Here is a 22,676-nt window from a genome sequence, read left to right as displayed (position 1 = left end):
TTTGCTGAAGACTAATCTTGCGCTTAAGTCGGAAAGCCAGAGACATTCTCAAATTGTGCCTTAGAAAGATCATGGTCTCCTTTGGGAATAACGCTAAAAGTAGCGTCCGTTTCGAGGATTACCCACTGGGCATCCTCAAGACAAAGTAGGCCATTTTCTCTGAGAGCCGCCATTATTTCAGATTTCATCACGCGCTCCTTCCGCATTGCTCCACGAAGAAGCTGACCATCGTGAACCAGTAAAGTGGGGCTCGCCTTAACGAGCTTTGCAAGTTTGTTGGAACAAAGAACTCCCTTCGTTAGTAGATACTGGGCACCCAACAGCAGGGTAATGGCTGTCAGGGCCTCGGAAACAGTCACGCTATCGAGAACAATACCGGAAGCAGTGAGTGAACCGATCGCAACAGTAACGATCCAATCAAAGTTATTCATTTGCGACGTTGATCTTTTGCCGGTAACGCGTATGGCTAAGACGACAAACAAATACATGATGGGGGCAGCCATGCAGATTTTGATAATCCCTTCCCAGCCATCAAATAAAGCAGATAACAAGTTCATCATTGGCCTCTAAAATATTTTCAGTCCTTGATTATCAGATTTTGATACGGGAAAGGCAGGCGGAATCGACATGATCGAGGTGTTGAATAATTACTGGAGAATCACCAACAACAAAGTGCTAATTGCCGCCAGATCAGTCAGAAAGCGTCAGTTATAGCTTTCCTACTTATTGCCCAACCATTTGGATGCAACCACTCCCATAATTGCTCCAATCAGGGGATTGCTCATAAACTTGAGCAGTGCCGGTTGATCTGCCATAACCTCTTGGAAAATATCTGGGTGGTTATGATAGGCAAAGCTTGCTAATTTCCCAACATCGTCGGCTTTCATGCGATTGGGATTGTGAGTGGATAGCCCTAGTTGGGATTCGAGATTGCGATCGCTCAGTCCTCGTTCTTTAAGATGCTTGAAAAATTCACGAGCCACATCATCGCGCTCATTCGGTTTAATTTGTGCGATCGCCTTTTTCAGTTCGGGTTCCATCTGAGTGGGTGGGATCTTGTCATGGTGCAATGAGCGTCCAAATAATCCCCGTCGCTCCTCCCGAGAAGACCGCTGGGCGAAATCATCAAAACTTCGATACTTTTGAGAAATATCAGCCCTTTCATCATTCAAAGATTCTGTATCCCCTCCCGCCAAATCATTCATCACTTGGCGTTTGTACTTATCACTACTAGACATGAGCGTTCTCCTAAGATTGGTACTTAATTTGCTGACTTTGATTGTCAAACTGGGCCGTTAAAATCAGCTGCTTATCTGGTGCATACATCAAAACGGTTAGGTCTTTATTGGGGAAATTCTTATGAAACCCCTGAACCAAAGACTTAGTTAGTGAGCGAACCTCTTCCGGGCGCACTTCTGACGTAATCACTACCCCTAGCTTGTCGTTATCACGAACATAGGCATCCTTAATCAACCCTTGACCTGTCTGGGTTACCCAGGCGCCAAAGTCTTGACCCGCAGGGGTATTGCCTTGCTCAATTTGGGAATAGCGCCCCGTCAACGCTGGAGCTTGTGCTGTTGGTGGTGCGCTACTGCAGGCGGGGGTTACCAGCAAAACTAAGGCCAAGAGGCAGGGCAAGATCAACCGCCGCATTCGTTCAAATATAGCCATGATGATTTAAAACCTTCAAAAAATACTTGGAAAATAATCGCCAATTCTCTTGAGGTCCAGAAACTAATTAGGGTAGACCGGACCTCAATATTTGAGACTCAAGGACTAACTCAAAGAACGATTAGTCGATGGCATCTTTGACCTTGTCTTTGGCATCTTCAGCGGTATGGCGAGCTTCTGCTTCGGCCTGCTTCGCTTTACCAGCAGCCTGATCTTCAGAGTCACCCGTTACGTTTCCTAGTGCTTCTTGCGCCTTGCCTTCAATATTCTTGGCTGTAGCTTTCGCTCTGTCTTTGTTACTCATGGTTAATCTGTAATCCTTGTCTGAAATGTATAGCTCCACCGTAAAAAACTTAGTTGAGGAAAGTCCCCTACCCAGAGATAGACTTGACCACAATGCTGCCGAGAAAATGAATTTTATTTTCAGAATGAAATTTCTGCCACTAGTCCCTTAGATAGAGGTTGTGGGTCACTAAACTGACTAAATTGGTTTTTAAGTCTGCAGTTGAGCAGAGAAAACTGCGGACTCATGCATCCTTCTTAAGCTTTAGGAGTGGAGAGAAGAATTCTACCCTCTAGCTGATACCAAATCCTTGATGGCTGACCCTTTGGACTTAAATTCTTTTGAAGAGCCTGAATGGACGTATCCAGTTTGAATGCTGGGGGAGGACGTACTTTGCACTTAATGGAGTCTGATATGACTATTCAAAAACAGGATTGCTCACGTTCTCAAAGCGAATCCTTTTCCTATCACCCGATGCGTAGTCGTCATGGCAGAATCTACGACAGACACTAGACCCGATTGGGAAGTACAGTCTATTACAGATGGACAGCTGACCGTCAAGATGAAGGGAGGCGATGCGATGCAAACCTTCACTATTCTGCCAGAAACTGTTCAATCTCTGAGTCTTTAGCCCGGTTCAGTTATTGAGCTGAATCATGACAACGTTATGGTAGGGACCGTTGCCTCCGTCACTCAGACCAACATTGACGTTGACTTTGAAGACCAGAAGCGGATTACCTATCCTGTTTCAGAGACTGGCCGCGACTACGATTTAGGCGATAAAGTGGTGGTCACCCCTAACCGCGTTTTGGGTAAAGCATCGGAATGGCAACTCTCGGTCGCAGACATTACTGTTTTGGATGCCCAGACTACTGCTTCGTCCACTTCAACCTCCTCGAATCCAGACGTTTCCAGCTCCCCTTCTGCTTCCACTTCAGGGGAAGTAGAAACTAGCGAAGTTGAAACACAAGCCGAAGTCGAACCTGTACGCGGCCTTTGGTAAAGCAGTCTTCTCAACTGCGGTAGCGGCAGGGCAATGACAAATCAGAGTCCTGCACGCTATCTCATCGAACAGCGGGGGGTAAAGATACTTAGCCCCTGCGAAAGAAGCGTTTCAGGGGGTTTGAGGCAATTTGACCAGACAGATTAGACGAGTCTTGCTGGGCTGCCTGGACTGGATCTGAGCCAGTGAGGATGTGGACAGCGTAATCGAGGTATTCAGCGCTGTCGTCTTGGGCCAGAGAAGACACAAGAGTAGCCCTTGGTTCATCTCCGGTTTGGGGTTGCTCAGCCAGAGCCTTTCTATAGGCTTGATCAAGGCTGGGTAGGCTAGCGGCGATGACCCTCAGCTCCATTACCCGATTTTCTAAATTATGACCAATGGATTGGAGCTGGGCTTGCAGGGCAGTAGGTAAGGATTCAGTCTGCTGACTTAGGGCAGTTATAAAAGCAGTGAGGGTTTGTTCTTGCTGAAGGGTGAGGGGGGCCATAAAGAAAATGCTCCGATAAAGAATTAACGCAAGTCGATTTGGAACTATCGTTATCAATCTCTACTAGGGATTGATCTGCAGGTCTCCTGCTTTCATCTTAGAGAAGCCTGGAAGATCTAATCGAGGACGAGGCAAAGTTCATCCTTAAGGAAGAGAAGCAGATGCTTTCTGTCCTCCTCAATGTAGAGAGCAGATTCCAATTAACTTGTTTCAATAGAGAAACATGTTAGTCAATCGTAGGTTTTTCCCATCTGTTCTAATCGTCAGGTTTCCAGAACCTTCTCTAAATAGCGTAGGTAGCGCTGCAGCCCCATTCTTAGGGTGGGTAGCATAAAGCAAGCGCGACTAAATAGCGTTTTGTACCACTTCGATTTTCCTACTTTTTCCTTTATTTATCCTTTGCGTTTGTTGGCTGCAAAAGCGTCGTTGCTAGCCCTTTACGACTTAACTTCAAGTATGACCCATGACTTATTCACTCCCTCCCTTAGGCCGTCGATCCTCATCCAGTCCTAAAAAGCCCCAATTTTCCTGGTGGAAATCCATTAGACGGTTCAGTCATCTCCCTTTTGACCTAGGGATTGATCTAGGAACTTCCAACACGTTAATTTATAGCCCCTATCAAGGCATTCTTCTCCAAGAATCTTCTACGATTGCCATCAACACCTCCACCCAATCGCCAATTGCTGTGGGGGCAGTGGCGGGCCAACTCTTAGGACGAACATCTCCCAATATAAGGGTGTGCCGCCCAGTGCGAAATGGGGTAGTTGCCGATCTCGACTTGACTCAGCTTATGCTTCAATACTTCATTCGGAAAGCCCAATGGGGAACTCGTCTTTTGCGTCCGCGCCTACTCGTTGGCTGCTCTTGTGGGGCTACGGAGGTAGAACGATCCGCTTTAATTGAGGCTGCCTTTGAAGCAGGGGCGCGGGAGGTAGCCTTGATCGATGAACCTGTTGCCGCAGCCCTGGGAGCGGGTCTTCCGGCTGAAAAACCCCACGGGAATCTTATTGTTGATATTGGCGGTGGTACGACTGAAATGGCAGTCGTTTGCGCCTCAGAAGCGGTATTTAGCCATGCGATCGCAGTAGCTGGGAATCGGTTTGATCGAAATATTTGTGACTATTTTAGACAAATCCATCAGTTACATCTGGGGGAGTTGACGGCTGAAAACCTCAAGATACGGTATGGCTCAATGGCCTCTAACGACGATCGCGATCATACCCTCGTCGAAATTGTAGGGGTCAACGCCGGATCGGGCCTGCCTCAACGAATCTCTATTGCTTATGGAGAGTTGCGCGAGGCGTTGTCTATATCAATGGATAAAATTACGGACGCCTTATCCCATTTCTTAGAGACAATCCCCACCGAACTCATGACTGATATTGCGGAACGGGGAATGATGCTCACAGGGGGAGGCGCTTTACTGCCAGGGTTGGATACTTTGATTCGTGACCGTGCCAGTTTGCCAGTTCACGTGGCTAAGACTCCTCTAAAGAGCGTCGCGTTAGGTATGGGGAAAATATTTCAAGACCGTCATCCCCAGCAAGAGATCCGCTGGGCAAGTTGAGAAATGCCTTTTTCTTGGAACACAGGGACCCTTTGCTGAATGGCCCTATCAATTGACCAATAAGGAGCACAGCTGACCAATAAGGAGCACAGCTGACCAATAAGGAGCACAGCTGACCAATAAGGAGCACAGCCTTTGAGAAAAGCTGGTTTTCCAGCCGTTGTCTGTCTATCCCGGACTAGCCCACTGTTCTTGTATCGGGAAGACAAAGGTTGGCAGCGGTAAACCCCATTTTTAGATTCATATTTTAGTCATTTTAGGAGATAGAACGAGTGGATTTAGGTCTCAAGAATAAAGTCGCTGTCATCACAGGTGGAGATTCCGGCATGGGCAAGGCCACAGCCGAACGCTTGCTTAAAGAAGGAGCCAAGGTGGCCTTGATTGACAAAACCCAGGAGGAGCTAGAGAAGACTGTAAAACACCTCAAATCCCTGGGGGATGTCTTTGGAACCCAGGCCGATTTAACTCACCTGGCGGAAGTTGAGTCAGCTAAGCAGCAAGTTCTTCAGCACTATGGCAAGGTTCACATCTTGATGCATGCGGCTGGTATTACAGGAGCTACAGGTGATTTTCTAGACATTTGCGATGAGGATTGGGAAAAAACGATTGCAGTGGATTTGATGGCCACAGTGCGTGTTTGTCGAGCCTTTATTCCTGTGATGCAGGCAGAGCAATGGGGACGCATTGTTTTGGTTACCTCTGAAGATGCCATTCAGCCCTATACGGATGAAATGCCCTACTGTGCTTGCAAGGCAGCAGTACTCAACTTTGCCAAAAATCTGTCGAAAGCCTATGCCCAGGACGGTATTTTGGTCAATTCGGTTTCTCCCGCATTTATAGCTACCCCCATGACCGATGCCATGATGGAGCAACGAGCCGAAAAACTAGACGTCAACTTTGACGAAGCCATTGCTTCATTTCTGAAGGAGAAACGCCCTCATTTAGAGCTGAAACGGCGTGGAAAGCCCCAGGAAGTTGCTGCTGTTATTGCCTTTCTTTGTTCTGAACTTTCTAGCTTTGTCGTGGGGGCAAATTACAGAGTAGATGGTGGGTCCGTCGCCACCATCTGAACCATAGCCAACCGCTGTAGCGTCCAGCTACATCATCTTGTTTACACCCTTTGAGCTGATGGTAATATCATCAATTCAAAGGGGCTTTCTGTAAAGAAATCGACCAACCCTATAGTTAATTAAGGGTTGCTTTTTAAAGATCTTGATCCCATAAAAAAGGTTTAGCCTTCAGGAAGATGAGATTGCATCTTTAGGTAGATTTCGAACAATTGCTAATATTTTATCTTTATTAAAGAGAGCAAATTCTAAGATTTGCATTGTAGGAGACTTGCTTGTTTTCAAGCAAAAACAATGACTGTAAATTTGTTTTTTTGAATCAGAAATAAGCTTGAGGCTGAATTTATAGATTTTTGAAAATCAATCCATAAATTTCTTTATTAAAGCCCGGTCTTCTACTCCCTTTTTCTGTAGTTTTTAAAGATCAAAGAGGTACTAGCATGCCAGACGAATCCTATACAAAAAAACAAGCCCCCGACACTCCAAATACTGGAGGAGCAGACACGCCGATAGAGCCGGCTGCTCGTAAAAACATGGACAAAATGTCTGGGGATGGTAGATCAACTGCCAAGCCTGAATCTCAGCCTGGTTCTGGTTTCGTTGTAGCCAATGACGGACCCACACAAGGCGAGGAGCAATACTCGGAAGAGTGATCCATTTCCCTAGTTTAGGCGGAGTTATCTATGGAGCCAGGTTTAAAGAGTGCAGTAGCACGATTGACCCTGGCTCTTTCGTGGAATGGGAGTAGATGTAGGACCATCCCATGTCGCTCCAGAAGACACTTGTCGATGGAATTTAAATTTAGAACGTTGTAATACCAACCGCTAAAGAGTAAAGCTTTTTGATTGATACCTACCTGTCTTTTCTCCTGATTATTGGTTTATTGATCTTAGCGGTAACGCTGGGGTCGGGCTGGATCTCGCGCTTACCAGTCTCCTACGCTCTGATTTATCTGATAGTAGGGATATTGCTCGGACCCTATGGTATCGGTATTGTGCAAGGGGAACCCAGTTCAGTCCTAATCGAGCGACTCACCGAATTTGTGGTGATTGTGTCGGTCTTTGGCTGCGGGCTGAAAATGAATCGGCCTCTGAATCTGGCCAGTTGGCAAATTACGGGTAGGCTGATTGGTATTTTGATGCCTGTGTCTATTGGTGCGATCGCATTTGTCAGCCATGGGTTACTTGATCTGGAATGGGGGCCGGCCATCCTGCTCGGGGCCATATTAGCTCCGACGGATCCTGTTCTGGCTTCAGAGGTACAAATGGGCCACCTTGATGATCACGATGAACTGCGGTTTGGTCTGACTTCAGAGGGCGGCCTGAACGATTCCCTGGCTTTCCCCTTTGTCTATTTCGGACTCCACTGGTTGCAAAAAGGCGATTTGGAGAGCTGGTTCCAGCAGTGGGTGGTCGTCGATCTGTTATGGGCCATCGCTGCTGGTACTCTTATGGGGATCGTAGTGGCTCAAGGGATTCATTGGGTCGATCGACGACTACAACGTCACCAGCCTGCAGATGACCTGATGGAAGATTTGGTGGCCTTAAGTACCATTCTGTTGACTTATACCCTCACCGAAATTGTAAATGGCTATGGCTTCTTGGCCGTCTTTGTCGCAGGGCTGACACTGCGCAGTCACTACCACCATGAACCGGAAAAACGTCTGGCACAAATGACGCTGGTCGAGCAGATCGAGAAGCTGCTTGAAATTATCACCATTTTGCTCTTGGGCTCACTCCTGAGAATCGAGCCAATGGTGCAATACATGGGCCAGATAGGAATTTTAGCTGGATTCTTGTTGATCGTGATTCGTCCCCTCGGAGCTTGGATTAGCTTGATAGGGAGCCGCTTGCCCATCCCAACCCGTTGGCTCTTTGGCTGGTTCGGCATTCGAGGGGTGGGCTCGCTATATTACCTCACCTATGCCCTCAACCAGGGGATAGAAGGACCACTAGCTGAACGCCTAACCTGGATGGTCAATACCGTCGTGGTTGTCTCCATTGTCTTGCATGGGGTAAGTACGACACCGTTAATGCGATGGTATCATCGCGAGATTGAAAGCTAAAAAGCCTATAACAGTGGTTCTCAGGTCGTCCATGCCAATAAACATGGTGTTCAAATTTTCTATAGCTTATGTAAGCGGTAGTTGAACTGTAAAAGTCGTTCCTCTACCAACTTGGCTATCAACAAATATCTGACCTCGGTGCAAGCTGACACATTGCTGAACAATCGCTAAACCCAATCCTGTCCCTGGAATCTGCCCTACATTGCTGGCGCGATGGAATGATTGAAACAGTTGTGCCTGGTCTTCGGCAGGAATTCCAATCCCCGTATCTTGAACATTAATGACAACCCTCTGATTTTGAATCTTTAAGGTAACCCGAACGACTCCGTCAGGGAGGGAGTACTTGAGAGCATTGGAAACCAGATTGGTCAACGCATGCTCTATTAATGCGCCGTCCATGACAACGGCTGAGCAGTCACCGTTGATGGCAAGGTCAACCTGGCGCTGGAATGAATCGTTAGCTTGAGCGGTCTCAGTAATTGACCGACATAGGAGTTCCAGATTAAGTTGTTCAGGCTTGAATTCTAAGCGATTCGCTCCGGTTCGTCCCAAAATTAATAAGTCAGCAGTCAATTTATCTGATTTTTGAATGGCATTATACAGACGCTTAAAAATCTTTTGAACTGTTTCAGAAGATTGAGTATATTGCAGTTCAAGCATCTGAACGAACCCAGAGATAGCGTGAAGCGAGTTACGAAATTCGTGAGAGACGAGGTTAACAAATTGGGATTGAAGCTTATTGGCCTTTTGGAGCTGAATATTGGCCTCATTGAGTTCCACTGAGAGTCGTCTTGCTCGCAGCAGCATCTCAATACGTCGCTGCAGAATAGCCTGAGAGCAGGGGATCGTTATTTCCTCATCCATATTTTTCCAAAGACTAGGAGATAAATTTTCTCGCTCAGGATCAGGTTGCGGCGTCACTAAAAGGCAGGGCAAAAAAATGGGCTCAGCCACCTGACGTCGCACTTGTAATGGTTCTAAGAGGCGCAGCAGGGCTGTGCCGTCGAAAACAGCTAGGTCAAACGGTTCCTCTGCTAGGGCCTGAACCTGTTGTTCGCAGGGGGGAGACAATACTAAATAAAATTGACTCAGCCATTGGGCTAAGAGGCGACCGTTCTCTTGTTGGTCAAAGAGCAGAAGAATTTGGCTCATGGCTCTTCTAAAAAGCTATGTAGTAGGTTGAGTAGAACCTCTTGGACCAGGGGTTTAATCAGGACGCCATGGGCACCATGGGCAAAACTTTCATTCTCCAAGCCGGTACTTCGTCGAGCCGAAAGAATGATAAATGGGATTTGGCGCTGTCGAAGGCGTCGGCAGTGGGTCCAAATCTGAGGGTCAAATCCAGAAATATCAATCAGCGCCAGGCGGAGGAAGTGGGGACTTGCAAGTGCGTCCTCTAACCCTTCATAGGAGGTCGCACCCACGGTATGATATCCGTGCCCTTCTAAGAATTGAGTCAATAATATTTGATTACAAGCATTATGATTTAAGAGCAAGAGAGTATCAGCCATCTCTAGCATTCCTGCGGTGGCTCATTAACCCAGTCCGGTATACCGCTGAGAATCCGACGCAATTTGGTTAGAGGTGGGCCGACCTTTAATCCGTAGCGAGTGATTTCAAATTCTCGCAGCGTGTTTTCATACCCTGATAAGCGCTTTTTCAGAACGCCAATCGCTTTATGTAATTCACCGCGCACTTCTAGATGTCTCAGAAAGATTATATTATCAGCTAGGTAGCTGATTCCCATGCCAGTCGCTTTAAATTCGCCCGTAATCGATTCTGTTTCATTGATGAGGATGACCGTCACACCCATATTCTGCAAATAGCGGCACAGCGCATGTATTCGTTTAATCAGCTCGCCCCCTCGAATCGAAAGCTGATAGCCAGAGATACTGTCAAGCATGACAATTCGAGCTTGGTGCTGTTCGACTTCCTGGCGCACCTGTTGGGCAAATTCATCAGGACTGAGTAACAGCGCCTCTACTTGAACTGCTGATAGGGTACCTTGCTTTAGCATCGCTGCTACTGGGATATTGACCCCCTCACACCGATGCAGCATTGTTTCTATATTCTCTTCAAAAGAATAGACTACAGAACGTTCTCCACGACCGGCTGCTTCTTTCATAAACTGGAGACCAAAGGTGGTCTTGCCGACGCCTGAAGAACCACTCACTACAGTGATGGTGCCGCGCTCAATGCCGCCGTGCAGCAGCTCATCGATTTCTGGGACTCCAGAGGAAATCGATTCGGATACAAACTCATTTGCAAAGCTTTCTGGTCGCAATCTGGGGAAGACGGACATCCCTTTGTTCGTCAGACGGAAAGCATGGGTCCCACCCCGAAAATCTGAGCCACGAAACTTAGCGATCTCAAGCGCTCGCGTATCATCCGACCGGTTGTATGCCAAGTCAATCACGCCATCGCAGAGGAACTGAAGATCATCATCTGCATCGCTGGCAGTACTCTCTGACGTTAGTAGGACGGTACAACCTTGGTCGGTCAAGAAGCGAATAAATGAAAGCACTTGCTTATGAAACTGAAATTTATCAGTCGCTAGATAGCGAAACTGAGTCATCGAGTCAATAAAGACGCGCTGAGGTTGGATGCGATGGACCTCTTCCATAATTCGCTGAGTTGTCGGTTCACGTTCCACGTCTGCTGGCGAAAAGATGTCGTAGGTAAGGTTCTCGGCAAAGTATTCCTTCGAAGGAGTGAGATCAAGGACCGAGATACCTTCTAGGTCGATGCCTATGTTGGCTGCATTGCGGCGCAGCCGTTGTTCTGGCTCTCCCAGAGTAATCAGTAGCGTTGGCTCATGTTGGGCAACACCTGCCCTCAGATAATGCATCCCTAGTGTAGTCTTGCCCGTCCCTGTCCCACCCCTCAGTAGATAGGCTTGCCCGGAGATGAACCCATTTTGCAGGATATCATCTAAGCCTCTAACACACGTCGAAATTCTTGTAGGCATTGTACTTCCGCAATTGAACCAGGCCACTAATCAGTCAAAGAATAGCATGGTTTGATTAAGTCTCCGAAGACCTTACTGGGTGGCCATTTAGACAAAGGATTAGGAACAATAACCAACTTTTTAGCGGTTCATGGTAGCCATCATGATTGCAACCATATGAGCCTCTTGAGAGAGAATTCGATGCTGCCAAAGTTACGGTTCTGGAGAACCAGCCTTTGGCAACCATTGCTCCAACATTTGGGCCAAGTCGTTGAGGAGTAGAGGCTTACTGAGGTAGTCATCCATACCGACGGATAAACATTGGTTGCGATCGCTCATCATAGCGCTGGCTGTCAACCCTACTATTAGCGTTTGCCTCGACGTGTTGGCTTCCTGCTGGCGAATTTGTTGAGTGGCTTGATAACCATCCATCACTGGCATTTGACAATCCATAAAAACCAGATCGTAATCCTGTTCAGCCAGCCGTTCGAGGGCCTGCTGACCGTTGGCTGCCCAATCGGGTGAGGAATAGCCTAATCCCTCTAGCATCATAATCAGCAGGTCGCGGTTGTCGATATTGTCTTCTACAACGAGTAGCTTTACGGATCGATTGGATACCGAACTAGACCTGGATTTAGGAGGACTCGCTTGGCTCAGCTCAAGCGTCGGCGCTGCCTCTGCCTGCTCAAAACTAACCCTTACCCAGAACGTCGATCCTTGACCTAGCGCACTTTCGAACCCGATCTCTCCTCCCATCAACTGCACAATGCGGCGGCAAATCGTTAATCCTAGTCCTGTGCCGCCATATTGTCGCACAGTGGACAGATCTCCTTGGGTAAAGGGTTGAAACAGCTGATCCTGCACCTGCTCAGCAATGCCAATCCCGGTATCTTGCACCACAAAGTGAAGAGTAGTTGTCCTCTGTTCTGGTGTCGTTGGCTCAGCGGAAATCTGAGTAATGGTCAGGGTTACCTGTCCTTCTACCGTAAACTTAATGGCATTGCTAATCAGATTGCTCAGAATTTGCTGGAGTCGGAAGTCATCTCCCATCAGATGTTGGGGAACCTCGGGAGCCATCTCAACCTTCAGGGATAATCCTTTTGCTTCTGCCAGGGGAGTAAAGGTATGGGTCAACTCTGTTATCGTTTCAGGGAGGTGAAATAAACGGCTCTCTAAACGGAGTTCACTAGCCTCTAGTTTAGATAGATCCAAAATATCGTTGACAATTATGAGAAGTCTTTCACTGTTGCGGCGGAGCGTTTGCAGAAGTGTTTTCTGCTTAGGGTTCAACGGGGTCTGAAGCAAAAGCTCTCCGAATCCCAAAACGGAATTGAGTGGGGTCCGAATCTCGTGACTCATATTTGCCAAAAACAGATTTTTGGCTTGGTTGGCTGAATCCGCAGCTTGGGCCACGGCAATGGCGTCCTCTAGGGCTTGATTTTTACGGATAAGGTCGGCTTCATACTGTTTGTGGTCGGTAACGTCCATCATGGCTCCGTACATTTGAGTCACCTGTCCCTCTGAATCCTGTACAGCGCGTCCTAGCATGTGCAGAAAGCGTTGCTCTCCATCTGGACGTTGAAATTGGAGATCAAGACTATAGTCTGTTCCTCTAGTAATTAAGATCTCTAGAGCTTGCCGAAGCTGAGCTTGGTCTGCTGAAGCACAGCAATCCAAAATTTTGGCAAAGCTGGGCACCTCCTGGTCGGGAGCAAACCCACATAGATGAAAGAGCTCTGGCGACCATTCCGCTCGCGCTGCCTCCAAATCCAGGTCATTGGTCACTGTTAGCTCCCAACTGCCCACTTGGGTTAGTTGTTGCGCAGCCATCAATTTGGCCTCGCTCTGCCGCAGTGCCTCCTCCGCCTGAATGCGCTCAGTAATTTCGGTAATCACGACTCCGATTCCTTGAGTTCCGTTGGCTAGATCAACGGCATAGAAGTTGGTACACCAACATCGCTCCAGATCAGGCTCTGTGGCTGTCCGCCCCCTAATCTCGACATCACAGGCGGGTTCACCTGTCTCTAGGACTTGATGCAGGATCGGCTCAATCTGTTGGGCCATGTTCGGCAAGATTTCTTGGACAGTTTTACCCAGATGATCTGCGATCGCAATGCCATTGATGTCTGCTAGCGCTTGATTAAGACGCAAATACCGAAATTCATGATCGAGGAGGCCAAGACCAGCTGGACTATTGGCATACAGCTTTTCCAGAATATTGTTGGTCTGCCGAAGTTGCTCTTGGAACCGCTTGAGTTCACTAATTCTGACAAAGGTAAGGACCACCCCATCGTTGCTACCATCATCTTGGAGGTAGGGGTTAACACGCATCAGTAGGTGATCGCCAGTTGTTTTAAGCGTAACTTCACGCTCCAGGTCTTGGCTTTCCTGCATCACTTGCCGTAATAGGGTGAGGAGATCCTCACAATTTAAGTTATTTGTGATATCAGCGAGGGGGCGTCCTACATCAGCGGGTCTGATATTGATGGCCGCTGTGGCTGCAGGGGTAAACTTGCGAATATTAAGCCGACTGTCCAGAAAAACCACGCCAATATTGGTGCTGCGGAGCAGATTATTGATGTCACTATTGAGCTGGGTCAGTTCTTGGATTTTGGATTGATACTCGGCATTGACGGTGTACAGCTCTTCGTTGACGGATTGTAGTTCCTCATTGGTACTCTGAAGTTCTTCGTTGGAGGCCAGCAGTTCTTCGTTCGTAGCCTGCTGCTCTTCGTTCGTGGTTTCCAGCTCCTCAATTGTCACCTGGAGATTTTCACGGGTCTGCTGGAGCTCATATTCCAGTTCCGTGATTTGCTGAGCGGCTTCAGTATCTACATCAAATCGCAAGGCTACAGGGGTAGCGGCTGTTAGAGTCTCTACCTCTAGAACGACCACGAGATAGTCCTCCATCACAGGATTATTATGATTGTGCCTGACCCGCAAAGTGACATTTTGTTCTTGGCCTTCTCGCTCAAGCTTAATCCCCGTGTAGAGAACAGCCTGACGATCACTTCTGGCTCGATGCAGTGCTGTACTCAGGGGTAGTTTTAGCCCTGGAGGGACAATATTGGTTACATCCAATAACGTTTCGCCCACAGGGAAGTCCAGTAAATGAGCTGTGTTGTAGAATATCCGCAGAAGTTGGTTGCTGCGATTGACCAGCAAACAGGTGAGCTGACGGTCGGGCAAGCAGCACTCGAAGGCATCTTCTAAAATGAGGTCCAGCTGTTGCTGGCGCGCTTTAGCTCGGCCCGTAGATGATAAAGGGGAGACAACGACTTGCCGGGTCATCGGCATCAACGAGAGCTGTACGTCTCGCCGTTTGCGAAACAGCTTCCACTTAGGTTGGAGGGGGACAAACTCCTCTGTCAGATCGCTCAAATTTTCTGAGCTACCCAAAAATAAGACGCCTTGAGGTGCTAGGGCAAAATGAAGAAGATGCAGTACCTGTTGCTGGAGTTGGGGCTGCATATAGATCAAAACATTTCGGCAACTCACCAAATTCATCTTGGAGAATCCAGCATTTTTAGTGAGATCATGGGGGGCAATAATCAACATCTCCCGAAGCGACCGCCGTACCTGGTAGGCCTCTCCCTCACGAAAAAAATAACGCTCCAGTCGTTCCGGGGAGATATCGCTAGCGATGCTATAGGGATAGGCTCCTCGTGCAGCAACCTCCAGGGCATTAGCATCTAAGTCAGTGGCAAAAATTTTAACCTGTACAGGCTTATTAGCACGGCTAATCGCTTCGTCAATTAGGATGGCCATGGAGTAGGCCTCTTCACCCGTAGCGCAGGCTGAAACCCAAACCCGTAACTGCTGTTGGGGCTGTAGTCCCTCAATTAACTGGGGTAGTACCTCTGTTTCTAGGAAAGACCAGGCATCTGGATCACGAAAGAATCGAGTTGCACCAATCAACAAATCTTGCCGCAGCAGTTTTTGCTCCTCTTCCGAACTACTAAGGAGCCGAATGTAGCTTTCTAGGTTACTGCACCGAATCAGCGCACAGCGATGGTGGATGCGTCGGCTGAGGGTACTGATTTTGTAGTGAGAAAAGTCGATTTCCTCCCGCTCTGCCAGGATGTCAAGTATCTGCTGGAGTTGATCGGGGTCAATTAGGCTGGCTTCTTCGGGTGAGGTGGATGGAAAGTTATCCGAAAACCGAATCAATTCAAATACTGTTTGTGCCAGATCCTGGGGGGACAAAATTTCGTCCACCAATCCTGACGGAATCGCGCTGGTGGGCATACTTGTGAATTGGGCGGTTTCCGGGGACTGAACCAAAGCCACACCGCCTGCTCGGCTAATGGCCTGAATCCCTTCTGTACCGTCGCTTCCTGTGCCAGAAAGCAAGATGGCAATGGTGCGTTCACCCCAGTTTTGGGCTAGCGATCGCAAAAACTCATTGATAGGGTAACTAATGGACTCCGGTTGATCTCGCAGACAAAGTTTCTGCCCATCTAAACTCAGTTTCTTCCGTGGCGGCAGCACGTAGACATGGCTGGGGCTTACCATCATGCCGTTTTCAGCCTCTTGAACTGGCATCGCTGTTTGCCGCTGCAAAATCTCAGTCATCATGCTCCGATGATGGGGAGAAAGGTGCTGAACGACGATAAAAGCTGCATTAGGATCGTCCGGCAGATGGCCGAAGAACTCTTCGAGAGCTTGCACTCCTCCAGCAGAGGCACCAATACCAACAATAAAGAAATGCTCTGAATTTGTTGCTAGTTTGGACATCTCCACCATCTAAGCGTGACACCAGGTTCATTGTAGGTATAAGGAGGATAGGTGGGTATCTACCTTCTGAAATATTTGTAACTGGTTGAACCATGCCCATCGAACCAAGATCTATGTAGGTTCAATACGGCGATATCGAGCCTGAACCAACATATGAAGCCCATAAGCGAATAAACCAATCGCGATGAACGCTAACAAGACAGAGCCAAAGGGTTGGTTCTGTTGCAACACCTGGAGCACCCCTTCAGAAGAGCGGGCCTTACTCGGATCCGCCTGGTGTGCTGCTTGAATCAGGAAGCTGCCAATGATGATAAAAACGACCGCCCGAGCTAAAATTCCTAGGACGCCCACGCGCGTCGCCCATAGCTCTTCGGTGCGACTCATCTCGTATAACTTCAGCTTTTCACGAAATTTCGTGGCAAAGGCTCGATAGCAATAATAAAAACCCAGACCAATCATAAACGCTCCCCCTGTGCCTACCATCCAGGGTCCAAAGGGTTGAGACATGACCTTTGCAGTCCAGACTTGTGTGGAATCGTTGCTGCCTTGATCACCGCCCGTGCCCATCAGGAGTTGTAGGGCTGTAAGCGCAATCCCCCCGTAGACCAGGCCATTGATGGCGTAGCCTAACCGTCTAAAAACCCCTTTCGCATCATCGCTCCTTCTATGTTCGGGATCCTTAATGGCTTGGATAAAGCGCCAGAGCACGTAACCGGTCAGTCCTACCACTACGATACCCAGTAATATCTGCCCGAAGGGCTGTTGAGCAATCGCTTGCAGTGCGCCGCTCGAGCTAGTTGTTTCACCACCCATGTTAAACACGGTTAGCGTGGCCAAAAGACCGACCGTGACGTAAACGATTCCTTTTGCTGCGTAGCCCAGACGAGCCAGGAGGACAATCCACGATGCAACACTATTCTTCATCAGGACCCTAGAATTTCTGTGTAGTTAATTTCAATTGGGAGTGGGGACAATCAACTTTTTGGTTGCTCTGACTGCCTTGTCCGAAGATTGACTCCATGTTGCTAGCGCTGCTGGTCGCGCTGTTCCAAAGTCTCCTTGATATGTAGAGGTTCTTCCTCGGGCACCTCAACGCCTGCTTTAGCTGCAATTTCATCAATACTATTCTGTTCCGGCACAGGTTCTATATGACCTGCGGAAGCACCGTTTAAGTCTGTAGCATTTGCCTTAGTTGATTCACTCATCGTGCCACTCACCTCTGATATCTTTGAAACGGTAGATGTCCTTCCACATACCTTAATCACTTTGGAAAGACATCACATCTTCCGAAAGAAAGAACTAAAAACGTCTATTGGCCGTTTTCGCAAATTGATGCTCAATAGTCGATTGTTCTGTTAACTCATTTGGGTAAGAATAATCTTCTGACCAGCCACATTTTTGACAGAAAAGATTGATGTAGTACAAAAGCTTCTTTTCTGTTAAACGGGGATTGCCACATCTCGGACAGTCAGTAGGGATAGGCATCTCTCTACATCCATTACTAGTTTTTAACTCTGAGAATTTGCAAACTCAATGGCTTGTGTATACAGAGAACTGGAGTAAGATAATTAACCGAGTGAACTGAAGAATTACAAAGTATATAGAAACCACTGAAGCCTAGGCTTTTTTCAAAAATCTGAGGTCTCTTTAGTGCAACCAAAATTCCATTTTGAGCTTTTAGAACTTGTTTAAGGCCAAGCATCCATTTTTAGAGACTGGTCTGATCATTTGATGGGACTACTACATGGGGTCAGGTACTAGCTTGCTGTGCCCGTTTGGATAAAACCCAAACTGCATGGATCGAACCTGGGATCCAGGCTATAAGCGTTAGTAGGGTATTGATAATTAGCGTGACGCTGAACCCTTCGTCGAAAAAGATACTGACAGGGGGCAAAATAATTGCCAAGGCTAGCTGTATGGGACTCATGATTTTGCGTAGGTTGAGGGTTAAGGACTGATTTCTTCCTAAATCCATTGTGCTTAACTCTTCTGAATGGTCCATCTATCTGGAGACTGACTTTCCCAACTTGGAGTAATCCTTTAATGGGTTCCCTGCGGTGCAGCTATTCCTTTTGGCCGATGTCATTCGACTGGATAACTATCCTTAGGGCAGATGCAAGTTACATCCTTGCTCATCTAATTTAGGGATCGATTTTATTCTCAGCCTGGCAGAATGGCGAAGACTTGGAGATGCGGCAAACGTCGGTTCAGGCAACGCCAGGATGAGGTAGCTGGTAGAACGTGTTATCGTGACCCTAACTTTAGAAAAAGCACAACGTCTAAAGCAAGATCTGTTGGACTTTACCTTCGATGCTGAAGGCGAGATTGCTGTAGCCTTGGAAGAATATAGTGCTGCCCAACTTGCTCAACTTGTTGATTCATCCTACCAAGGCAATCAGAAAACTGAATTGGTGATTGATTCATTTGCTACAGAGGGCACTGTTGGCGATCAATCAATCCTTGACTATTTCCTAGAGAATCGACCTAATTTGTCTTTGGAAGATCAAGCTTTGGTATCGAGATGGTCTCAAGGGTTTGTCGGCCTTTTCGCTGTTCGGGAGAGAGCACTGGAGCATCTGGTATTGATGAACTGGTTGACGGAGAAGCAATACAAGGTTTTGATCCCTAAAGAACCTCAGGATCGCAACATTGCTCGTCTGAAAACAGGAGAGATTGTTCTGACTCGCCTTTTGCCCTTGGGCAAGAATTGGATGCTCTCAGGCCCCTCCATTTTCTTAGGGAAGTTAGGAAAGCCCAAATTAGCTGTCGCGATTGGCAATTTCAAGAAATACCATAAGAATTATTTGTATGGTGATGCTCCCGATCTCTTAGAAGAAGCTTGGCAATCTGTAGAAAGCTACCATCAAGCATTCGTCGATTACTTTGGTAGCCATGAAATTACCCTGACTGGGCATCAGCTAGAAAAAGAACTTGCTGACTTTCAAGCCCATATGACTCAACAGAAGCTTGCAGCTTTAGATTTAGATGGTGAGAAATCAATCGGCGAGCTAGCAGATGAAGCCGGAGTAACGAGAGAAGAAATGGTAGAGACGGCTGCTGCGATGGGAGTGGATGAGAAAACCACCTCTCGCCTGTTAGCAAAACAAAGTGTCTCAAAAATGATGCAACCCACCACAGAACTGCCAAAGCATCTTAAAAGTGCAGCCCAAGTGACTGTGCTGACCCATCCTCGGTGGGGACAGGTGATGGTTGCGACCTATCAACCGCTTATTGACGCTTTAGAGGCAGGCAATCAGACTTCAATACCTGATTCAGATGCACTGGTGCAGCAATGTCTAAAAAATCTTGAGATCAAGCCATTCGTTTGGCATCAACTGGCTCAGAAATATCCATCGCCATTGGAAAAAATGCTCCAAAACACTCTGGACCTTCCCCGCTTGAGCCTGAAGGAAGACCTGGCAACCATTCTCATCAATTTCGGACATCCCGAGAAGCCTGATCTTCCTGAAACGGCTAGCGTTCCAGTCCACCTTCATAATTTGTTCCAAGAGGCATTACTTGAGGTCAACCGCTCACAATCCTCTAAGTCTAAAGGTAAAGGAAAGCCCCAAAAAAAGGTTGGTTTTGGCTAGAAATCTATACCTTTTAGCGGATGTAGAAGGGAGCATGTCACCTTTGCATTCCAATTAAGCCATTGAGGTAAGCACACCGATGTGCCAGCACTTGCGGGACATTACTTTCATTCCACTGCGCCCCTGAAATTTTGACTCTGCGACTAATCTGCTTGATAGCAGATTCAACAGCCCCAGACCCAATAGAGCAGATTTGCTCACTCTGGTAATAGTCATAATTGACGATCCGATGCCGATGTTTGCGAACATAGTTGCAAAAGACTTGGGCCTGCTTTTCTTCAATGACTCAAATAGAGCCAAGGTTTCATCAACCTTCCCCTGCCATAAGAGCTGCTCAGCCTGGTGCAGACGTTTGAGGGACCCACCGACCTTATGAAGATTTTCCACCAGATGGTACCAGTCCAGAATCTCTCGCCGTTGCTCAGGTATGCTCAGCTGACGAATGATATTCCAAATGCCATCATGACCATCCCCTAAACAAGTCAGTGGAGAGGCTAACGGTTGCTGGTGAGTCCAGTCAATGAGCCGGGCATTATTGTGATAATCCGCGATGAGTCCCACATGCGTTGCCAGGGTTTTATAGTCTTTCCACTGACAAGGGTGTCCTAAAGGGGTGCGGATGCGCACTTTGCCACCATCTACACTCACTTCGGTTAAAGCTTCATGAGCCTGGGGGGTAGGAAACCGTTGTTGATGCACCAATCGCTGCTGGGTTTTGGCTGGTACCTGAATCCCAGTTAAATAAGCCACATCTTTAGCAGTTTGAGCATAGGAGACATTGGCACTGATGCGCAAGCAACAATTCTCTAAATGAGGACTGATTTGACGATAGGGGAAACGGCTAGATGCTGTGCCTGTTGAGTTGTAATGCTTAGAACGCCCAAGGTGCTTTTCAGGCGTCGGTTGCGGCCTGCTGCTGTGCCAGTAGCTGTGCGGATAAAAAATGACCGAGTTCGGGACTGACATGGGTCTGAATTTGCTGACGCACCGTCATCTCAATACCTTCTAGCGTCTTCAGGTTCTCTGGATCGCTTTCTTCGTACAGTAATTGGGCTATCGCATCAAGATGGACTTTGAGTTGAGCTGCTTTTTCGGAGTTCATTGATGAAGACTTCTGGGCAACACTTGTATCCTGAACGATTTCAAAACAATCTGCAAAGGTGACATGCTCCCGATGTAGAACGGCTAGCTAGACGCCTATTCTAAACAAAAGGGGGTATTAGAAACTCCCGATATAGTCAATATCTAATGTCTTTTGAAACTTGATTTTATTGGGACGCCGAAATAGATGTTTCAAAATAAAAAAGGAGAAGCTACGTTATGAACATTATCGCTTGGATCGTATTGGGTTTAATTGCAGGTGCAATTGGTAAAGCGATTTATCCAGGTCATCAAGGTGGCGGCATCCTTGCCACCATGCTTCTTGGGATCGTAGGTGCCTTTATTGGCGGGAGTCTCTTCAGCCTCATTCAGACGGGAAGTTTGAGTTTGGTAGGGGCCTCTCTCAGTATCCCAGGCGTGATCGTCGCTGTAATTGGTTCAATTATCGCCATATTTCTGTGGGGACTACTGACCCGTCGTACCGTCTAGTGTCAAGAACTTAGTACAAGTTGAAGAGGATATAGTATTTTCAGCCGAAAAAACTTGACTGTACGGCCTGTAGTCAGGGGCTGCTTGGAAAGTCATATAGGAAGATTGACCTGGAATAGGTTTTAGTCTTTTAGCTAAAGCCATTGAAAACCAGCCCTGGTCAGATTTTTTAAGGACTTTTCAAATAGCCTCTCGAGGGTCTGGTATTGCTGTTGCGATCGCTAAATAAGTGAGGGTTATCAACCCCCTTCACATGTCAGAGTGCAACTACAGCGAAGCTTCAAATTTAATTCGTCAAGGCTATGGCCGATAAATTTACACTTGATTTGGCGAATCAAGACTTTACAACATCAGCCATCACCTACCCTAAGTCGATTTTCACAACGCCATCAACCATCTATCAGGTAACTGCTTAGGATCTTTTGAGATTTTCAGCTCCCAGAAGGTTTGTCTAACAGAGTCAATTTCCTAGAAATCTGAAGGAGGGAACGCCATGGTTCAAATGCAGGATCCTACTATCACTCGGGTCGCCTTTTTACTAGAAGACCAATTCGAAGATTTAGAGTTCCAAGTCCCCTACACTGCTTTGCTGCAAGCTAGAGCCGATGTGACTGTTCTAGGAACACGGATGAATGACGAGTACCGAGGCGCGAAAGGTGACATCTCGAAAAAGCCAGATGCTACAACTGCAGAAATGAGGGCAGGTGATTTTGAGGCTATTGTTATTCCAGGTGGCGGCGCTCCAGACAAGATTCGCACCAATCCCCAAACCATTCGCTTCGTTGCTGATGCAGTAAATTCAGGAAAAATAGTAGCTGCAGTCTGCCATGGTCCTCAAATTCTAATAGAAGCAGACTTGATTCAGAATAGGCGGCTCACGGGCTACCAAGCCATTCGCAAAGATCTCATCAACGCGGGGGGACACTATTTCGACGAACCAGTAGTGATAGACGGCAATTTGATCACAGCACGTTGTCCAAGCGACCTGCCGATGTTTACTACGATGTTATTGCAGGCGATGGGACTAGCCATTCCAGACAAGCCATTGCCAGTTATCACAGATCGCACTTATCCCTGGTGAGAACTAGGTGCGTTGTGGCAAGGCTCTAGCAAGCAAGACATTTTGAATGCGCTGAACACAGCTATTGTAGGAGAACGCTATACCTTAGCTGCATTCCAGAAGTACAAAGAACAAGCAACGAATGCTGAATTTAGAACACTTTTGCAAGAAGCAATCGCTACGAAGCACCGCCACATCGAGTTACTGGAAAATCGATTAAGGAATTTTGGTGAAGCCATTACCTGGCAGACAATGGGTGGTGAGCCGCTTGCCTCTCTGCAAAGCTGGCTTCAATCTAGTGACAATGAATCACTGATACGAAGGACCCTAGGGGATCTGCAAACAGGAGCTGTGGATGCCCACGGACTCGACCTTCGATTGACCGATCCACAGACCACTGAGCTATTCAAGCAAATCAGCAATAATCTCCTGTACCATGTCGAGCGAGTAGGCGAACTTTATCGAGCTATCAAGGGAAATGCAGTGAAACCTCCCTTACCCAGCACTATAGCGATGGGATGACTATCTATGATTCCATCGAAGATTAATGATCAATTGATTTTTTCCGATGCCGCTGGTGATGCATCTTACATTCAATTAAGAAAT

Annotated in this window: 22 protein-coding genes and 1 pseudogene; 10 read left to right on the top strand and 13 right to left on the bottom strand. The window is 47.4% G+C overall.

Annotated features, from left to right (window positions below):
* Positions 1 to 23: 23 nt before the first annotated feature.
* The 4 genes from ON05_RS02185 to ON05_RS02170 form a co-directional block, all read right to left on the bottom strand.
* Positions 24 to 560, bottom strand: a complete 537-nt coding sequence (locus ON05_RS02185) for a DUF421 domain-containing protein (protein WP_010479352.1) — start codon at positions 558 to 560, stop codon at positions 24 to 26.
* A 159-nt stretch (positions 561 to 719) separates the two neighbouring features.
* The gene (locus ON05_RS02180) at positions 720 to 1,238 is read right to left on the bottom strand and encodes a hypothetical protein (RefSeq protein ID WP_010479350.1); all 519 of its coding nucleotides are present in this window, start codon (positions 1,236 to 1,238) and stop codon (positions 720 to 722) included.
* Positions 1,239 to 1,248: 10 nt separating this feature from the next.
* A complete protein-coding gene (locus ON05_RS02175; RefSeq protein WP_010479348.1) occupies positions 1,249 to 1,671 on the bottom strand; it encodes a hypothetical protein in 423 nt (140 codons plus the stop codon).
* Between the two features lie 121 nt (positions 1,672 to 1,792).
* A complete protein-coding gene (locus tag ON05_RS02170) occupies positions 1,793 to 1,975 on the bottom strand; it encodes a CsbD family protein (RefSeq protein WP_010479346.1) in 183 nt (60 codons plus the stop codon).
* A gap of 466 nt (positions 1,976 to 2,441) precedes the next feature.
* Here ON05_RS02170 and ON05_RS02165 point away from each other — a divergent pair, with 466 nt between their 5' ends.
* On the top strand, positions 2,442 to 2,585 hold the full coding sequence (locus ON05_RS02165; protein WP_175307280.1) for a hypothetical protein: 144 nt from the start codon (positions 2,442 to 2,444) through the stop codon (positions 2,583 to 2,585).
* A gap of 36 nt (positions 2,586 to 2,621) precedes the next feature.
* Positions 2,622 to 2,957: a hypothetical protein gene (locus ON05_RS02160; RefSeq protein WP_010479344.1), complete on the top strand. Its 336-nt coding sequence runs from the start codon at positions 2,622 to 2,624 to the stop codon at positions 2,955 to 2,957.
* Between the two features lie 88 nt (positions 2,958 to 3,045).
* On the opposite strand, the gene ON05_RS02155 is transcribed toward ON05_RS02160, so the two are convergent.
* Positions 3,046 to 3,444, bottom strand: coding sequence for a hypothetical protein (locus ON05_RS02155; RefSeq protein ID WP_010479342.1), 399 nt, complete (start codon positions 3,442 to 3,444; stop codon positions 3,046 to 3,048).
* 463 nt (positions 3,445 to 3,907) lie between these two features.
* Between ON05_RS02155 and ON05_RS02150 the strand changes: the two genes are divergently transcribed.
* The 4 genes from ON05_RS02150 (at position 3,908) to ON05_RS02135 (ending at position 8,143) form a co-directional block, all read left to right on the top strand.
* A complete protein-coding gene (locus ON05_RS02150; protein ID WP_010479341.1) occupies positions 3,908 to 5,011 on the top strand; it encodes a rod shape-determining protein in 1,104 nt (367 codons plus the stop codon).
* A 272-nt stretch (positions 5,012 to 5,283) separates the two neighbouring features.
* Entirely contained in the window at positions 5,284 to 6,081 is a 798-nt protein-coding gene (locus ON05_RS02145) for an SDR family NAD(P)-dependent oxidoreductase (RefSeq protein WP_010479339.1), read from the top strand.
* 437 nt (positions 6,082 to 6,518) lie between these two features.
* Complete coding sequence (locus ON05_RS02140; protein ID WP_010479337.1) at positions 6,519 to 6,731, top strand: hypothetical protein; 213 nt, start codon at positions 6,519 to 6,521, stop codon at positions 6,729 to 6,731.
* A 188-nt stretch (positions 6,732 to 6,919) separates the two neighbouring features.
* Positions 6,920 to 8,143: a sodium:proton antiporter gene (locus tag ON05_RS02135; RefSeq protein WP_010479333.1), complete on the top strand. Its 1,224-nt coding sequence runs from the start codon at positions 6,920 to 6,922 to the stop codon at positions 8,141 to 8,143.
* A gap of 66 nt (positions 8,144 to 8,209) precedes the next feature.
* Here the strand turns inward: ON05_RS02135 and ON05_RS02130 are convergent, their stop codons facing one another.
* The 7 genes from ON05_RS02130 to ON05_RS02100 all read right to left on the bottom strand — a co-directional run bounded on the left by ON05_RS02130 (position 8,210) and on the right by ON05_RS02100 (position 17,802).
* Positions 8,210 to 9,295, bottom strand: a complete 1,086-nt coding sequence (locus ON05_RS02130) for a sensor histidine kinase KdpD (RefSeq protein ID WP_010479330.1) — start codon at positions 9,293 to 9,295, stop codon at positions 8,210 to 8,212.
* Complete coding sequence (locus ON05_RS02125; RefSeq protein WP_010479328.1) at positions 9,292 to 9,654, bottom strand: response regulator; 363 nt, start codon at positions 9,652 to 9,654, stop codon at positions 9,292 to 9,294. The genes ON05_RS02130 and ON05_RS02125 overlap by 4 nt, the downstream gene beginning before the upstream one ends.
* Before the next feature lie 2 nt (positions 9,655 to 9,656).
* Positions 9,657 to 11,111 carry an ATPase domain-containing protein gene (locus ON05_RS02120; protein ID WP_029315586.1) on the bottom strand — a complete coding sequence of 485 codons (1,455 nt, stop codon included), beginning with the start codon at positions 11,109 to 11,111 and terminating at the stop codon, positions 9,657 to 9,659.
* Positions 11,112 to 11,303: 192 nt separating this feature from the next.
* Positions 11,304 to 15,827: a chemotaxis protein CheB gene (locus ON05_RS02115; RefSeq protein ID WP_029315585.1), complete on the bottom strand. Its 4,524-nt coding sequence runs from the start codon at positions 15,825 to 15,827 to the stop codon at positions 11,304 to 11,306.
* A 111-nt stretch (positions 15,828 to 15,938) separates the two neighbouring features.
* Positions 15,939 to 16,751, bottom strand: a complete 813-nt coding sequence (locus ON05_RS02110) for a DUF1206 domain-containing protein (protein WP_010479322.1) — start codon at positions 16,749 to 16,751, stop codon at positions 15,939 to 15,941.
* A gap of 101 nt (positions 16,752 to 16,852) precedes the next feature.
* Entirely contained in the window at positions 16,853 to 17,032 is a 180-nt protein-coding gene (locus ON05_RS02105; protein WP_029315583.1) for a DUF6335 family protein, read from the bottom strand.
* A gap of 545 nt (positions 17,033 to 17,577) precedes the next feature.
* Positions 17,578 to 17,802, bottom strand: coding sequence for a YqaE/Pmp3 family membrane protein (locus tag ON05_RS02100; protein ID WP_010479321.1), 225 nt, complete (start codon positions 17,800 to 17,802; stop codon positions 17,578 to 17,580).
* 274 nt (positions 17,803 to 18,076) lie between these two features.
* Here ON05_RS02100 and ON05_RS02095 point away from each other — a divergent pair, with 274 nt between their 5' ends.
* Positions 18,077 to 19,420, top strand: a complete 1,344-nt coding sequence (locus ON05_RS02095; RefSeq protein WP_010479319.1) for a hypothetical protein — start codon at positions 18,077 to 18,079, stop codon at positions 19,418 to 19,420.
* Between the two features lie 37 nt (positions 19,421 to 19,457).
* Here the strand turns inward: ON05_RS02095 and ON05_RS02090 are convergent.
* Positions 19,458 to 20,522 (bottom strand): annotated as a pseudogene (locus ON05_RS02090) (ISKra4 family transposase).
* Positions 20,523 to 20,740: 218 nt separating this feature from the next.
* On the opposite strand from ON05_RS02090, the gene ON05_RS02085 reads away from it, so the two are divergent.
* The 3 genes from ON05_RS02085 (at position 20,741) to ON05_RS02075 (ending at position 22,592) form a co-directional block, all read left to right on the top strand.
* The gene (locus ON05_RS02085) at positions 20,741 to 21,010 is read left to right on the top strand and encodes a GlsB/YeaQ/YmgE family stress response membrane protein (protein ID WP_010481761.1); all 270 of its coding nucleotides are present in this window, start codon (positions 20,741 to 20,743) and stop codon (positions 21,008 to 21,010) included.
* Between the two features lie 493 nt (positions 21,011 to 21,503).
* Positions 21,504 to 22,091: a type 1 glutamine amidotransferase domain-containing protein gene (locus ON05_RS02080; RefSeq protein ID WP_236619195.1), complete on the top strand. Its 588-nt coding sequence runs from the start codon at positions 21,504 to 21,506 to the stop codon at positions 22,089 to 22,091.
* Between the two features lie 42 nt (positions 22,092 to 22,133).
* Positions 22,134 to 22,592: a hypothetical protein gene (locus tag ON05_RS02075; RefSeq protein ID WP_236619194.1), complete on the top strand. Its 459-nt coding sequence runs from the start codon at positions 22,134 to 22,136 to the stop codon at positions 22,590 to 22,592.
* The last annotated feature ends 84 nt before the right edge of the window (positions 22,593 to 22,676 follow it).

Source organism: Acaryochloris sp. CCMEE 5410, assembly GCF_000238775.2.
GTDB lineage: Bacteria > Cyanobacteriota > Cyanobacteriia > Thermosynechococcales > Thermosynechococcaceae > Acaryochloris.
Note: the sequence above shows the minus strand (reverse complement) of the source record. Positions and strands in the feature narration are given on the sequence as shown.